We start from the raw sequence: 15,118 nt of genomic DNA, 5'->3' as shown, positions 1-15,118 counted from the left end.
TAACCGGTCGATCGCCGGGTGTGACGATTCGGACCCACTCCGTACCGTCCGTAATCATGGACACCATGGACGACGATCTCTATCGCGATGTCACCGACTTCGCCCACGACACCCCTACCTGGTTCCAGCACCTCGCCGAGGTGTGGACGGAGCTCGGCCTGCTGCTCTTCGGCGTGCTCTTCATCGTCGCGTGGTGGCGGGCACGGCGCGGCGACCCCCGCGCCCTCGCGATAGCCGTTCTCGCGCCACTGGTCACCGCGGTGGCCTATGTGTGCAGCGAGTTGCTCAAGTCCGCGGTGGACGAGGAGCGCCCGTGCCGGGCCGTCGCCGGGGCGGTCACCTCCATCGTCGAGTGCCCGGCGTACGGCGACTGGTCCTTCCCCAGCAACCACTCGACGATCGCGGGCGCCGCCGCCGTCGGCCTCGCGCTCGCCTGGCCGCGGATCGCCGCGCTGACGCTGCCGATGGCCGTGCTCATGGCGTTCTCGCGGGTCTTCGTGGGCGTGCACTATCCGCACGACGTGGCGGTTGGCCTGCTCCTCGGAGCCGCGCTCGCCTTCATCCTCGTACGGCTGGCGACGCGGCCCGTGGGGCGGATCGTCGAGGCGATGCGCGGTTCTTCGACGGGCGTCGTCAAGTGGTTCGCGGGTCCGGGCGATCCGACGGCGCCGCAGGTGACGTCGCACCGGCGGCCCGCGTCGCACCGCCGCTGAGACACTGCCTCTGAGGTGATGGGTCAGAGCCGCACAAGTCCCGCCTCGTAGGCGACGATCGCCGCCTGGACGCGGTTCTTGACCCCGAGCCGGTCGAGGACCGCGCTCACGTAGGCCTTGACCGTGCCTTCGACCAGATGGAGCCGGGCGGCGATCTCCGGGTTGGAGAGGCCCTCCCCCACGAGCCCGAGCACTTCGCGCTCGCGCGGGGTGAGGACCGCGGTCCTGGCGCGGGCGTCGGCGCCGCGGCCCATGCGCTGCGCGCCGTAGCCGTCGATGACGTGGCGGGCCACCTTGGGCGAGAGGAAGGCGGCGCCGCCGGCCACCGCGCGTACGCCCGCGATGAGTTCGTGCGGGTCGCCGGACTTCAGCAGAAAGCCGGTGGCTCCGCCGCTCAGCGCCCGCGCGACGTACGCGTCCTCGGAGAAGGTCGTCAGCATCGCGACCGCGGTGCCGGGCATCGTCCGTACGATCTCCTCGCCCGCGGCGAGGCCGTCGAGCCCCGGCATGCGGATGTCGAGCAGCGCGACGTCGGGCCGGTGGGCCTGGGCGAGCGCGACCGCCTCCCGTCCGTCCCCCGCCTCCGCGACGACCTCGATGTCCTCGCCGGCGCAGAGGATGGCGCGGACGCCCGCGCGGATCATGGCCTCGTCGTCGGCCAGCAGTACGCGGATCACCGCACGCCCTCCTTCAACTTTGTCTCGGGCTCTCGCCCTTTGCTACTGGTTCCGGACTTGGTTCCGGCCTCGGTTCCGGCCTTGGGGATCACGCTCTTCTCCGCGAGGGCTCCGCCCCTGAAACAGACCCTGAAGTGCTCGACGGTGACGAAGAGTTCACCGCTTGCGCGGTAGTAGCGGCAGTCGGCGCCTTCGGGGGGCGGGGTGGGGGCGCGCTCCTCGGGCGGATCGGACGCGGACAGGTCGGGCAGCAGGCGTTCGGCGTCGGCCTGTGCCTGGCCGACCGTGAGCCGGGCGAAGTCGGCCGGTTCGAGGACGGCGTGCGACCGCGAGTACGCGTACCAGGCGAAGGCGCCGCCCACGAGCAGGACTCCGGTGGCCAGAGCGGCTCCGAAGGCCAGCACGGTCCTGCGGCGGGCGTACGCGAGGCCGGGCGCTGGGGGCTTCGGGCGTGCCTGCGGGGCCGTGCCCTGCCCGGGGAGCCGCGCGAGGACCCGGAAGCCGTCGCCGTGCGGCCCGGCGTCGAGGGTGCCGCCGAGGTCCTCGACCCTGGCCCGCAGGCCTACGAGGCCGGAGCCGGCGCCGGGGCCCGAACCCGGCTCAGTGGCGGCCCCGTTGGTGACGGTGACGGCCGTCCTGGTCACTTCGACCGTGACGGGGGCGCCGGGGGCGTGCTTGGCGGCGTTGGTCAGGGCTTCCTGGACGATCCGGTAGACGGTCCGCTCGGACTCCGCCCCGGTTGTGGGGACGGTATCTGTCCCGGTTCCTGTCCCGGTTCCTGTCCCGGTTCCTGTCTCGGTCAATTCCGTACGCTGCTCCTCACCCCCCGCGACGTACCGGACCGGCAGTCCCGAATCGGCGGCCCGCTCGACGAGTGCGCGCACGCTTTCACCCGCCGGGGCGAGGGGGGCGACCTCGTCGCCCTCCTCCCTCAACAGCCCGATGATCTCGTGCAGTCGATCGGTGGCGTCCGACGCGGCCACGCGGAGGTCGGCGACGGCGCCGCGGTGCCGTTCGGGCAGATCGGCGGCCACCTGGAGGGCGCCTGCCCGCACCGCGATGAGGCTCAGCTCGTGCCCGAGGGAGTCGTGCATGTCCTGGGCGATGCGGGCCCGTTCCCGTAGCCGGGCCCGGTCGGCGACGATGCGCTGCTCGCGCTCCAGTTGGGCGGCGCGGGTCCAGCCTGCGGCGGCGAGTTCGCGGCCTTGGCGGAGGTAGCGCCCTGCGAGCCACGGGAAGACCGCTCCGAAGAGCAGCGTCGCCATGAGGACGAGCCACTCCACTACGGGGTCGACTCCGCGTACGAGGATCTTGGCTGTGCCCGCCAGGGCGGTGGCCCCGAAGAGGATCAGCGCGGGTCGGGCCCGCTCGGCTCGCCGCCCCATGAGCGTCGCGAAGACCGCGAGGGCGGGCCCGTAGGAGAGCGTGAACAGGGAGGGTGCTGTCGCGAGCCCCAGCCCTGCGGCCACCGCGAAGGCGGCGGGTGGCCGGCGCCGCCAGGTGGCCGCGGCGAGCCCCAGCGCCAGGGCTCCGGCCGCCTGCGTCCACGCCGAGCGGGGCTCGCCCAGCCCGACCCGCTCCACGGCCGGCGCGGCCAGGGCCAGCGCCGCCCACAGCAGAACATCCCCCCGGCATCCACTTCGCACCCCACGACGCTACTTCCTGGCCCCTGGCCTCCACCCCTGCCGATCGTCAGGTCCTCGCCCCTCCGCCGACCGAACAGCCCTCCCCACCCACCCACCCACCCGATCACCCCGCATCCACCCCTGAACGAACAAGCTCTCCCACCCACCCACCCGATTGCCCCGCAGTGCCGGGGTCGGAGCTACCCGGACAGACCGGCCCGGGGGCAATTGGGAGACGGCAGGATGCGACGCGACGTGCCCCAGCCCTGGCGCATCGGCCCCATGCACCCGCAGTCGGCAGCGAGACGCGAGGGGGCGCGCCGGTATGTCCGCCCGGAGCACGGTTCCCGCCACTCCGGCGCCGAAGCACCAATGCGGCCACCGGACGACAGCGAGGACGGACATACCGGCCCGGAACCGCACCCACCGACGGACCAGACCCGCAGTGCGCCGCGAGACGCGAACGGCCCGCGCCCGCCACCGAACGGGCCCCGCACCCCACCGGCAACGCCGCCGAGCGGAAACGCGCGTCCTCAGGAGCCCCGCCTGGCCCGCCCTCCGGCGACCCCATGGCAGGATCGTCATGCCATGACTGCGCCCACGAAGCCCATGCCGCCCATGCCCATGTCAGCCACTTCCGACAGCCCCGAGCCCGCCGGCGAGGCCCTGCACGGTCCCGTCATCGCCTGGTTCGACGCGAACGCGCGCGATCTGCCGTGGCGTCGGCCCGACGCCGGGCCCTGGGGTGTGATGGTCAGCGAGTTCATGCTGCAGCAGACGCCGGTCAGCCGCGTCCTGCCCGTGTACGAGCAGTGGATCGCCCGCTGGCCCCGCCCCGCCGACCTCGCCAAGGAAGCCCCGGGCGAAGCCGTCCGTGCCTGGGGACGCCTCGGTTACCCCCGCCGCGCCCTGCGGCTGCACGGCGCCGCCATCGCCATAACGGAACGGCACGGCGGCGACGTACCCACCAAGCACGCGCAGCTGCTCGCGCTGCCGGGCATCGGCGAGTACACGGCCGCGGCCGTGGCGTCGTTCGCGTACGGGCAGCGGCACGCCGTGCTCGACACGAACGTGCGGCGGGTGTTCGCGCGCGCCGTCACCGGCGTCCAGTACCCCCCGAACGCCACCACCGCCGCCGAGCGCAAGCTCGCCCGCGCCCTCCTGCCCGACGACGAGCGCACGGCGTCCCGCTGGGCCGCCGCCTCCATGGAGCTCGGCGCCCTCGTCTGCACCGCCAAGAACGAGAACTGCGCCCGCTGCCCCATCTCGCAGCAGTGCGCCTGGCAGGCGGCCGGCAAACCGGCGCACCAGGGTCCGGCCCGCAAGGGCCAGACGTACGCGGGAACGGACCGCCAGGTCCGCGGCAAGCTGCTCGCGGTGCTCCGCGAGGCCGTGGCCCCCGTACCGCAGGCGGCCCTCGACCGGGTGTGGGACGAACCCGTGCAGCGCGCCCGCGCCCTGGACGGACTGGTCGCCGACGGCCTCGTCGAACCGCTCCCCGACGCCCTCTACCGCCTGCCTCTCACCTGAGACAGCCCACCAGGGACAGCCCACCTGAGACAGCGGCCAAATCGGAACGAAACGCCCCCGCTTTACGTCCCGCCTACTTCTGTTACACAACCGACGGAAGGCCGTGCGCCCCCCGCTGGCTGCTCCGCACAGCCTCGTGACAACGCCTCCGTAGCTTCATAGCCGTACCGCACAAGCAGCGGTGGTCGGTGAACGGAGGCGGTTAGGTATGGCGCACGGCGAGGTGCTCGAGTTCGAAGAGTACGTCCGCACTCGGCAGGACGCCCTGCTGCGCAGTGCCCGGCGCCTGGTCCCCGACCCCGTCGACGCCCAGGACCTGCTGCAGACCGCGCTCGTGCGGACGTACGGCCGCTGGGACGGCATAGCCGACAAGCGGCTCGCTGACGCCTATCTGCGCCGCGTCATGATCAACACGCGTACGGAGTGGTGGCGGGCCCGCAAGCTCGAAGAGGTCCCCACCGAGCAGCTGCCCGACGCGAGCGTGGAAGACTCCACCGAACAGCATGCGGACCGCGCCCTCCTGATGGACATCATGAAGGTGCTGGCACCCAAGCAGCGCAGCGTCGTCGTGCTGCGACACTGGGAGCAGATGTCCACAGAGGAGACGGCCGCGGCACTCGGCATGTCCGCGGGAACGGTCAAGAGCACCCTGCACCGGGCGCTCGCCCGGCTCCGCCAGGAGCTGGAGAGCCGGGACCGTGAGGAGCCCGCCACCGGCGCGCTCGAACGTGAGGAGCGGGAGCGTTGCGCGGCCTAAGCACCCGGGCTGGCAGGACGACGAAGGCGGGGAGCGCGGCAACGGCCGCGGTCGCCGCCGTCGGCCTTTTGCTCTCCGCCACCGCCTGCTCGACGGGCGGCTCCGGCGCCCGTGACGAGGGCCCCGGCAACCGGGGCGAGACGGTGATGTCACCGACGCCCTCCCCGTCCCCCACCGCGACGTCCTCGACCTCGCCGCCCACCGCCCTGGAGGCGGTGAAGATCGTCAAGAACGACCCGAAGGTCAGCCGGACGGTCAAGCGCGACCTGAAGCCCTGCGTCGCCGACGAGTACCCCGTCGACGTGAGTTACGGCAACCTGACCGGAGGAGCCGCCGCCGACGTCGTCGTGAACATCATGACCTGCGGTGACGCGGTCGGTACCAGCACGTACGTGTATCGCACCGAGGGCAAGAAGTACCAGAATGTCTTCCAGGACGAGGAGCCACCCGTCTACGCGGAGATCGACCGGGGCGACCTGGTGGTCACCAAGCAGCTGTACGAGAAGGGTGATCCGGTGTCGTACCCGTCCGGCGAGGACGTCATCACGTACGAGTGGGCCGCGAACCACTTCCGGGAGACGGACCGAATCCGCAACCACTACAGCAGCGCGGCGGGCGGCGACGCACCCGCTCCGACGGAGGACTGAGAGCACCCGATGGCAGAGCACACCCATGTCCTGTTCGTCGAGGACGACGACGTCATCCGCGAGGCGACGCAGCTCGCCCTCGAACGGGACGGCTTCGTCGTCACCGCGATGCCCGACGGCCTGCTCGGCCTGGAGGCGTTCCGTGCCGACCGCCCGGACATCGCGCTCCTGGACGTGATGGTGCCGGGCCTGGACGGCGTCTCTCTGTGCCGCCGCATCCGCGACGAGTCCACGGTCCCTGTGATCATGCTCTCGGCGCGCGCCGACTCCATCGACGTCGTGCTCGGCCTGGAGGCGGGGGCCGACGACTACGTGACGAAGCCGTTCGACGGCGCCGTCCTGGTCGCCAGGATTCGCGCCGTGCTGCGCCGCTTCGGCCACGCGAGCGGCCCCGACTCGGGGGCGCCCGCCGCGGGCGAGGGCGGTTCGCCGGACGGCGGCGTCCTGCACTTCGGCGACCTGGAGATCGACACGGAGGGCATGGAGGTCCGCAAGGACGGCGCTCCGGTGGCCCTGACGCCGACCGAGATGCGCCTGCTGCTCGAATTCTCGTCCGCGCCCGGCACGGTCCTCTCCCGCGACAAGCTCCTGGAGCGCGTGTGGGACTACGGCTGGGGCGGTGACACCCGCGTCGTCGACGTCCATGTGCAGCGGCTGCGCACGAAGGTGGGCCAGGACCGGATCGAGACGGTCCGCGGCTTCGGCTACAAGCTCAAGGCGTGAACCGTCGGCATGCCTGAACGGGACGACACGGCACGGCCGCACGACAGCACGGCACGGCCGCACGGCGACACGGCACGGCCGCACGGCGCGGCGCATCTCGGGGGACCTATATGAGCAGGGAGAGCGGGGGGCGCGTGGCCGTGCTGCGCGCCCGCGTCGGCATGGCGTTCGGCTCCCGCCTGCGCACCGGCGTGCGCTGGAAGATCAGCGCGGCGATCGCGCTGGTCGGCGCGCTCGTCGCGGTGGCACTGAGCCTGGTCGTGCACAACGCCGCGCGCGTCTCGATGCTCGACAACGCGCGCGACGTGCAGGACGAGCGCATCCAGTACGCCCAGCGGATCTACGAGACGTCCGGCCGGACGGGCCAGTTCGGCATGAAGGTCGACGACCCGGAGATGCCCAGGGAGCTCCTCGCGAAGGTGCTCGCCGGGCGCAGGGCCACGTACGTGGAGGACCACGCGAGCGGCGTCCCCGACATCTGGGCCGCGGTCCCGCTGAGCGACGGCCACATCCTCTCCCTGCACACCCGCTTCACCGACCGCAGCGCCACCGTCATGAAGGACCTCGACCAGGCCCTGGTCATCGGCTCCATCTCGGTCGTCTTCGGCGGCTGCGCGCTCGGCGTGCTCATCGGCGGCCAGCTCTCGCGGCGCCTGCGCAAGGCGGCGACCGCGGCGCAGGAGGTCGCCCAGGGGCAGACGGACGTGAGCGTACGAGATGCCATCGGCGGAGTCGTACGCGATGAGACCGACGACCTGGCGCGCTCGGTGGACGCGATGGCGGACGCGCTCAAGCAGCGCCTCGAAGCCGAGCGGCGCGTGACGGCCGACATCGCGCACGAGCTGCGTACGCCGGTGACCGGTCTGCTCACGGCGGCCGAGCTGCTGCCGCCGGGCCGCCCGACCGAGCTGGTCAGGGACCGGGCGCAGGCGATGCGCACGCTCGTCGAGGACGTCCTGGAAGTGGCCCGTCTGGACAGCGCGGCCGAGCGGGCCGAGCTTCAGGACCTGATGCTCGGCGAGTTCGTGACGCGGCGGATCGCGGTGCTCAACTCGGACGTGCGCGTGACGGTGGTGCACGAGTCGGAGGTCACCACCGACCCGCGCCGCCTGGAGCGCATCCTGGGCAACCTGCTCGCCAACGCGGCCAAGCACGGGAAGCCGCCGGTCGAGGTCAGTGTCGAGGGCCGCGTGGTGCGGGTCCGCGACCACGGTCCGGGGTTCCCGGCCGGCCTCCTGGAGGAGGGCCCGAGCCGCTTCCGCACCGGCAGCACCGACCGCGCGGGCGTGGGCCACGGCCTGGGCCTGACGATCGCGGCGGGCCAGGCGAGGGTGCTCGGCGCGAGGCTCACGTTCCGCAACGTGACCCCGGCCGGCGCGGCCCCCGACGACCCGGCGGAGGGCGCGGTGGCGGTCCTGTGGCTCCCGGAACACGCCCCGACGAACACGGGCAGCTACCCGATCCTGCAACTGCCGGACAAGTACAAGTAGAGTCCCGGTCCTTGTGGGCGCAACGCCCCAACCGCAGGGCAGCACGCACAACTCCCAGAGCAGCAACGGGCCCCGGCACCAAGAGGTGCCGGGGGCCCGTTTCAGCCGAGGGGGTGGGACCGCAGGTCAGACGACCTCTGCAACCGCGTCCCGCGGACCACGCGCGGAGTCCCCATCCGCACCCTCGACCGGCTCATCGACCGGCTCATCGACCGGCTTCTCGGCCGCCCCGGAGCCGGAGTCGGAGCCCGAGGGCTCGGAGTCCTTCGGCCCGGCCCCCCGCAGGGGAACCTCCTTGACGAAGAACGCCGCGACCAGAGCGGCGACGCCGATGACGGCCCCCAGCAGGAACGCCGAGTGCGTACCGGCCGACACCGCGTGCTGATACGCCTCCCGCACCGGCGCGGCCAGCTTCGACAGACTGTCGGCGTCCAGCTGCGCGGACTGCTCGGTGACCTTGCCCCCCAGCTCCCCGGCCCGCTCGGACATCGTGCTCTCGACCCGGCTGTTGAAGAGCGCCCCCATGATCGCGACGCCGAACGAGGAGCCGAGCGTACGGAAGAGCGTGGCCGAGGACGACGCGACGCCCATGTCCTTCATCTCGACGCTGTTCTGCGCCACCAGCATGGTGATCTGCATCAGGCAGCCCATGCCCGCGCCGAGCACCGCCATGTAGAGGCCCGAGGTGAACCGCGACGTGTCCGTGTCCATCTGCGCCAGCAGGAACAGACCGAGCACCATCAGTACGGTGCCCGCGATCGGGAAGATCTTGTACTTGCCGGTGGAGGTGGTGAACCGCCCCGAGAAGAACGAGACGACCATCATCGAGAGCAGCATCGGAAGCAGCAGCAGCCCGGAGTTGGTGGCCGACGCGCCCTGCACCGCCTGCTGGTAGAGCGGCAGGAACAGCATCGCACCGAACATCACGAAGCCGGTGAGGAAGCCGATCACCGCCATCAGCGTGAAGTTGAGGTTGCGGAAGATGTGCAGCGGCAGGATCGGCTCGGCGGCCTTCTTCTGCACGATGACGAAGCTGATGAGCGAGACGACGCCGATCGCGATGAGCTCCATGATCACGGTCGAGGTCCAGTCGTACTCCGTACCGCCCCAGGTCGTGACGAGCACGAGCGAGCTGATGCCGATGGTCAGCAGAGCCGCACCGAGGTAGTCGATCCGCCCCTGCGCCTTCTTCTTCGGCAGGTGCAGCACCGCGGTCACCATGGCGAGCGCGACGGCACCGAGCGGCAGGTTGATGTAGAAGGCCCAGCGCCAGCCGAGGTGGTCGGTGATCGTGCCGCCGACGAGCGGGCCGCCGATCATGGCGACCGCCATGACGCCGGTCATCATGCCCATGTACTTGCCGCGCTCCCGCGGCGGGACCAGCTCACCGATGATCGCCATGACGCCGACCATCAGACCGCCCGCGCCGAGCCCCTGGACCGCGCGGAAGCCGATCAGCTGGCCCATGTCCTGCGCCATGCCGCTGAGCACCGAACCGGCCAGGAAGATGACTATGGAGGTGAGGAAGACGCCCTTGCGCCCGTACATGTCGCCGAGCTTGCCCCAGATGGGGGTCGAGGCGGCGGTCGCGAGCATGTACGCGGTGACGACCCACGACAGGTGCTCCATGCCGCCGAGGTCGCCGACGATCGTCGGCATCGCGGGGCTCACGATCATGTTGTCGAGCATCGCGAGCAGAATCGTGACCATCAGCGCCATCATCACGACGCGCACGCTGCGCGACTGTGGCGCTTCCTTCGCCGGTGCCCCCGGCTTCGCCTGCTCCCCTGGCTTCTTCTCGGTCTCCGCCATGTTCCCCACTCCCCGGTTTCCCCGACTGCGTACTGCTGCGTGCTGCTGCGTACCGCTGTCTACGACTGCCACTTACTTGCCGACCGGCAAGCTGACTACACTGAGGGAAACTAGACCCCTAACTAGCCGGGCGTCAAGTAAGTAAAATCGGGTCCAAGGATTCGAGTCGAGGGAGCCGAGGAGCACCAAGATGGTCACGGGCACAGGCGCGGGCGCCGGCACGGGCGCAGGCACGGGCAAGCAGCAGCGCCGCGGGGACACCCGCCAGCGCATCCAGGACGTGGCCCTCGAACTCTTCGCCGAGCAGGGCTACGAGAAGACGTCACTGCGCGAGATCGCGGAGCGTCTGGAGGTCACGAAGGCGGCGCTGTACTACCACTTCAAGACCAAGGAAGACATCCTCACCAGCATCTTCGAGGACCTGACCAAGCCCATCGACGAACTGGTGGAGTGGGGCAAGGACCAGCCGCACACGCTGGAGGTCAAGCGGACGATCCTGACCCGCTACAGCGAGATCCTCACGGGGGCGTCCCCGCTCTTCCGCTTCATGCAGGAGAACCAGGCGACGATGCGGGACCTGAAGACGGGCGAGACCTTCAAGGACCGCATGTTCAGCCTGCTCGACATCCTCCGGGAGCCGGGCGCCCCCATGACGGCTCAGGTCCGCTGCTTCTCGGCGCTCTTCACGATGCACGGCGGGATGTTCGTGCTCAAGGACGCCGAAGGCGACCCCGAGGAGAAGCGCAAGGCCATCCTGGAGGTCGCCATCGATCTGGTGACACGGGCGCACGAAGGCGCCTGAGCTGTCGCCGCCGGTCAGACGGTGACGCCCTCGGCACGCAGGAACGCGACCGGGTCGACCGCCGAGCCGTAGTTCGGGGTCGTACGGATCTCGAAGTGCAGGTGCGGGCCGCTGGAGTTTCCGGTGTTGCCGGAGGCGGCGATGTGCTGGCCGGTGCCGACGGTCTGGCCGACGCGCACGTCGATCTTCGACAGGTGCGCGTACTGCGAGTACGTGCCGTTGTCGTGCTTGATCACGATGGCGTTGCCGTACGCGGGACCGTCACCGGCGCCGTTGGGGCCGGCCTTGACGACGGTGCCGTTGTGCACGGCCTCGACGGACGTGCCGATGGACACGGCGAAGTCCTGGCCGGAGTGCTTGCTGGACCACATGTTGCCGCCGAGCCCGAAGGACGCGGAGAGCGTGTACTTGTCGACCGGGTCCTGCCAGGCGACGGCCTTCTTCGCGGCGGCCTGCTGAGCCTTGCTCGCGGCCTTGGCCTGCGCGTCGGCCTGCGCCGATATCGAGTTCGCGGAGACGCCGGGCAGCGCACCGCCCTTGGTGTCGGCGGCGGCCGCGATCCCGGAACCGAGAACGGCCGACGCTCCGAGCCCGAGGCCCGCGACGGTGACGACGGCCGTCCGCGTACGGAGCAGGGACAGGCCGGAAAGGTGGGACGTGGCGCGCTTCGACATGGCGGATGACCTCCGGGATGGGGAGCGTGGGGCATGGCATGGCATGCGGCGCGTCAGCGGTACATGCCGGGCATAAAGGGACCCGGCATACGCAGCTCTGCGTCCCGCCGGGTTGGCCATCCCTTGGTAACCCGCACCCCGCCACCCACTCAAACCCCCCATCTACTACCGAAAGCCGTAGCCACCCGCCCGACTTTCTCCTCCTTGACACCCCCAAATCCCGACAATTCCCCCTTCAACCACTTGCCTCTTTTGATCATCGGAGTGAGGTTTAACCCCACTTCGGAGAGGCCACCGGGGCCAGTACTGGCCCCGGCCGGCCCTCCGACCCCCCGACGAGCCGAAGGTCCCGGAGGTTGCGGACCGAAGGTCCTCTCCGCCACTCCGAACGCCACCACTATTCCGCCTAGTACCGGACATAACGCCTGTGCGTCATGTCACCGGCCCCCGAGATCCACAACCTCCGGAATGTGACCGGCACTACGCTGCGGCGCATGGATCCCGCGGTCATAGGCGCCCGGCTCGCCTCGGGCGTCGCAGCCCCTCTGATCAAGAAGCTGTTCGTACGAGAGGGGCCGGGCGCGGGCCTGGTGGACCGGCCGGTGCGGCTGTCGGCCCTGGTGTCCTTCAAGGGCGAGAAGCGAACCCTGACGGAGAAGGACCTGGCCAGGCTGGCCGGGGAACTGGTCCACCAGGCGCTGCGCACGGGCGAGCGGGCGATCGCCGACGACGAGCGCCGGGCGGTGACGGACGCGCTGTCGCGCACCCTGCACGCGCTGGGCGACCTGACCCTGAGCGACGTGGAGGCGGTGGAGCTGGGCCCGCAGCGGCTGGCGGCCCGGCTGCGGGGAGCGGCCGGCGCCCCGGAGCGGACCCTGTCGGCGGACGCCACGTACTTCTACGAGCGCCTGCTCGACACGACGTGCCTGCACATCCTCCAGTTCTTCACGCAACGCTCCTCTTTCGTGGCCCGCACCCTGGTCGAGCAGAGCCGCAGGCAGGCGGAACTGATCACGAAGGTGGACGGACTGATCGCGCGGAACCCGCTGCCGGGGGCGGAGGACGTGGCCTTCGAGCAGCGGTACCTCGCGTACGTGGCGAAGAAGCACGGGAAGCTGACGATCTTCGGGATCGATCTGTCCAACTCGCCGGGGCGGTGGCCGTTGGATGCGGCCTACATGTCGCTGGAGGCGACGGACCAGTACGACCCGCGCCATCCGACGGCCCAGGAGCTCGCCGACGCCCTGGCCATGGCGAGCCCCACGATCAGGCAGTGGGCGGACCAGGGCAGCGACGCGACCCCCACGCTCCGTCCCGCCGATCAGGCCCTCGCCACCCACGCCCGCGTCCTCCTGCGCGGCGAGGCCGGCTCCGGCAAGACCACGCTCGTCCAGTGGCTCGCGGTGAGCGCCGCGCGCTGCGCCCCGGACGACGACCGCATGACGTACCTCCACGACCGCATCCCCTACGTACTCCCCCTGCGCACCCTCACCCGCAACGGCGAGCGCCTCCCCGCCCCGGCGGACTTCCTCGCGGCGGTCGGCTCCCCCCTGGCGGGCACGCAGCCCAAGGGCTGGGAGTCCCGCGTACTCACGGCGGGCCGGGCGCTGGTCCTGGTGGACGGAATCGACGAGATCCCTGACACGGAGCGCTCGCGCACGCGGGAGTGGCTGAGCGACCTGATCGACGCGTACCCCGGCAACCGGTGGCTGGTGACCTCGCGCCCGTCGGCGGTACGGGAGGACTGGCTGGCGGAGCAGGACTTCACGGAGCTGACGCTCTCCCCGATGAACCGGGCGGACGCGGCGACCTTCATCAGCCGCTGGCACGTGGCAGCACGCACGGGTGCGGCGGACGAGGACGCCGCGCTCGCCTCGTACGAGAGCCAGCTCCTCGACGCGGTGCACGCCAAGCCCGACCTCGGCCTCCTGGCCACCAACCCCCTGATGTGCGGCCTGATCTGCGCGCTGCACCGCGACCGCAGAGGCTTCCTCCCCCTGGGCCGCAAGGACCTCTACACGGCGGCCCTGTCCATGCTCCTGATCCGCCGCGACCGCGAGCGGCACATGGACGTACCCGACCTGCGGGAGGAGCCGCAGCTGCAACTCCTCCAACGCCTGGCCTACTGGCTGATCCGCAACGGCCGTACGACGATGGACCGTTCGCGAGCGGAGACGATCATCGCGGACGCGCTCCCCTCGGTACCGGAGGTGGCAGCGCTGGGCGACGCGAAGGCGGTCTTCGAACACTTCCTTCACCGAAGCGGCCTCCTGCGCGAACCGGCTCCAGAGACGGTCGACTTCATCCACCGCACGTTCCAGGACTTCCTGGGCGCGCGGGCGGCAGTCGACGAGGGCGACTTCGGCGTCCTCGCACGCCACGCGGCGGACGACCAGTGGGAGGACGTCATCCGCATGGCGGTGGCGCATGCGCGGCCCCGCGAACGGTCCGCCTTCTTCGGCGAGTTGCTGACCTTCGGCGACACCCACGGCGATGAACGGGCGCGGGTGCGAGTGCATCTGCTCGCGGCGGCCTGTCTGGAGCATGCGGCCGAGCTTGATCCGGCGGTGCGGGAGGAGGTGGAGCGCCGCCTGGCCGCGGTGATCCCGCCCCGCAGCGCGGAGGCCGCCCGCGAGCTCGCGGCGGTCGGCCCCATGGTCCTGGACCTGCTGCCGGGCCCGGACGGCCTCGACGAGGAGGAGGCCGGGCACGTGGCCATCACCGCGACGAGCATCCCTTCCGATGCCGCGATCCCCTTCCTCGCCCGCTTCGCGCGCCATCCCGCGCTGGCCGTGCAGAGCCAGCTCATGTGGGCGTGGAGTCGCTACGACTCCCGCAGGTACGGCGAGCAGGTGATCCCTCGACTCGACGCCACGAGCACGCACTTCACCATCCGCAGATCGGGGCAGATCCTGGAGCTCGAACGGCTGGGGATACGCCCGAGGCTCCTGGACATCCGGGAGACCGTCTCTCCCACAGCCGCCTCCCGCCTGATCGCATCCTGCGTCCCCACCTACCTCTCGCTCAGGATGCCCCCTTCGCGCCTCACTCCCGAGGCGCTTCGTGCGCTGGGCGAACTGGATCAACTGCGGCTCATCGACATCAACGAGCCCTGGAGCCTGAGCGTGTTGCCCGTCGAGGCCCCGCTGCGCACGCTGGCATTCCTCGACTCCACTCGCACCGTGGACGACTTGCGGAGCCTGGACCGATGGCCTGAGCTGGAGTGGGTCCTCTTCGGCGAGACGGACGGCCCCGCCTCCGCCGCCGCCTGGGAAGCCCTCGCGCCCCTCCGCCACCTCATCCGGCTGGACATGGCATCCGGCAACCTCGCCCACGCACCGGCAGGGCTGACGCTCCCCAGCGTCACAGAGCTGTCCCTCCTGCACGAGGGCGCCGACTGGACCTCGACGACAGCCCAGGCCGTACGGCTCTTCCCTGGCCTCACCCACCTGTCCGTGTACGGGCTCACGGGCCAGGAGAAGCTCTCCGTCGCCCCCTTCGTGCGCCTCTCCACCCTGCGGCACCTGACGATCTCCACCGCCCAGGTGTCCGACCTCGACGCGCTCCCCACGCACATCGAGATACGCGACACCAACGAGGTCAGCACCGATTGAGCTGAAACCAGGTCAGCACCTGACCTATTAGGCACCTAGCGTCAGACGCGCCCC

At 71.0% G+C, this 15,118-nt stretch carries 12 protein-coding genes; 8 read left to right on the top strand and 4 right to left on the bottom strand.

Annotated features, from left to right (window positions below):
• The first annotated feature begins 56 nt into the window (after window positions 1-56).
• Window positions 57-713, top strand: a complete 657-nt coding sequence (locus ACIGXX_RS15795) for a phosphatase PAP2 family protein (RefSeq protein WP_361471792.1) — start codon at window positions 57-59, stop codon at window positions 711-713.
• Window positions 714-736: 23 nt separating this feature from the next.
• On the opposite strand, the gene ACIGXX_RS15790 is transcribed toward ACIGXX_RS15795, so the two are convergent.
• Window positions 737-1,390 (bottom strand): response regulator transcription factor, encoded by a 654-nt coding sequence (locus ACIGXX_RS15790; RefSeq protein WP_351171791.1) that lies wholly within the window; start codon window positions 1,388-1,390, stop codon window positions 737-739.
• Entirely contained in the window at window positions 1,387-3,036 is a 1,650-nt protein-coding gene (locus ACIGXX_RS15785; protein ID WP_399975956.1) for a sensor histidine kinase, read from the bottom strand. Before ACIGXX_RS15785 ends, ACIGXX_RS15790 begins: the two co-directional genes overlap by 4 nt.
• 567 nt (window positions 3,037-3,603) lie before the next feature.
• On the opposite strand from ACIGXX_RS15785, the gene ACIGXX_RS15780 reads away from it, so the two are divergent.
• The 5 genes from ACIGXX_RS15780 to cseC all read left to right on the top strand — a co-directional run bounded on the left by ACIGXX_RS15780 (window position 3,604) and on the right by cseC (window position 8,162).
• A complete protein-coding gene (locus ACIGXX_RS15780) occupies window positions 3,604-4,545 on the top strand; it encodes an A/G-specific adenine glycosylase (protein WP_351171797.1) in 942 nt (313 codons plus the stop codon).
• A 208-nt stretch (window positions 4,546-4,753) separates the two neighbouring features.
• Entirely contained in the window at window positions 4,754-5,302 is a 549-nt protein-coding gene (locus ACIGXX_RS15775) for a SigE family RNA polymerase sigma factor (protein ID WP_190083940.1), read from the top strand.
• On the top strand, window positions 5,290-5,949 hold the full coding sequence (locus ACIGXX_RS15770; RefSeq protein ID WP_351171800.1) for a hypothetical protein: 660 nt from the start codon (window positions 5,290-5,292) through the stop codon (window positions 5,947-5,949). Before ACIGXX_RS15775 ends, ACIGXX_RS15770 begins: the two co-directional genes overlap by 13 nt.
• 9 nt (window positions 5,950-5,958) lie before the next feature.
• Entirely contained in the window at window positions 5,959-6,672 is a 714-nt protein-coding gene (cseB, locus tag ACIGXX_RS15765) for a two-component system response regulator CseB (protein WP_351171803.1), read from the top strand.
• 161 nt (window positions 6,673-6,833) lie between these two features.
• Window positions 6,834-8,162: a two-component system sensor histidine kinase CseC gene (gene cseC / locus ACIGXX_RS15760; protein ID WP_351171988.1), complete on the top strand. Its 1,329-nt coding sequence runs from the start codon at window positions 6,834-6,836 to the stop codon at window positions 8,160-8,162.
• Between the two features lie 126 nt (window positions 8,163-8,288).
• Here the strand turns inward: cseC and ACIGXX_RS15755 are convergent, their stop codons facing one another.
• Entirely contained in the window at window positions 8,289-9,974 is a 1,686-nt protein-coding gene (locus tag ACIGXX_RS15755; RefSeq protein WP_361471781.1) for an MDR family MFS transporter, read from the bottom strand.
• A gap of 190 nt (window positions 9,975-10,164) precedes the next feature.
• Between ACIGXX_RS15755 and ACIGXX_RS15750 the strand changes: the two genes are divergently transcribed.
• A complete protein-coding gene (locus ACIGXX_RS15750; protein ID WP_351171809.1) occupies window positions 10,165-10,776 on the top strand; it encodes a helix-turn-helix domain-containing protein in 612 nt (203 codons plus the stop codon).
• Between the two features lie 14 nt (window positions 10,777-10,790).
• Here ACIGXX_RS15750 and ACIGXX_RS15745 read toward each other — a convergent pair whose 3' ends face one another.
• On the bottom strand, window positions 10,791-11,450 hold the full coding sequence (locus ACIGXX_RS15745) for a M23 family metallopeptidase (RefSeq protein WP_351171812.1): 660 nt from the start codon (window positions 11,448-11,450) through the stop codon (window positions 10,791-10,793).
• 494 nt (window positions 11,451-11,944) lie between these two features.
• On the opposite strand from ACIGXX_RS15745, the gene ACIGXX_RS15740 reads away from it, so the two are divergent.
• Complete coding sequence (locus ACIGXX_RS15740) at window positions 11,945-15,064, top strand: NACHT domain-containing protein (protein WP_399975948.1); 3,120 nt, start codon at window positions 11,945-11,947, stop codon at window positions 15,062-15,064.
• Window positions 15,065-15,118: the final 54 nt, after the last annotated feature.

It is taken from the genome of Streptomyces sp. NPDC055243 (assembly GCF_044544025.1).
Classification (GTDB): Bacteria; Actinomycetota; Actinomycetes; order Streptomycetales; family Streptomycetaceae; genus Streptomyces.
The sequence above is the reverse complement of the archived record's forward strand: the minus strand, read 5'-3'. Positions and strand labels throughout refer to the sequence as shown.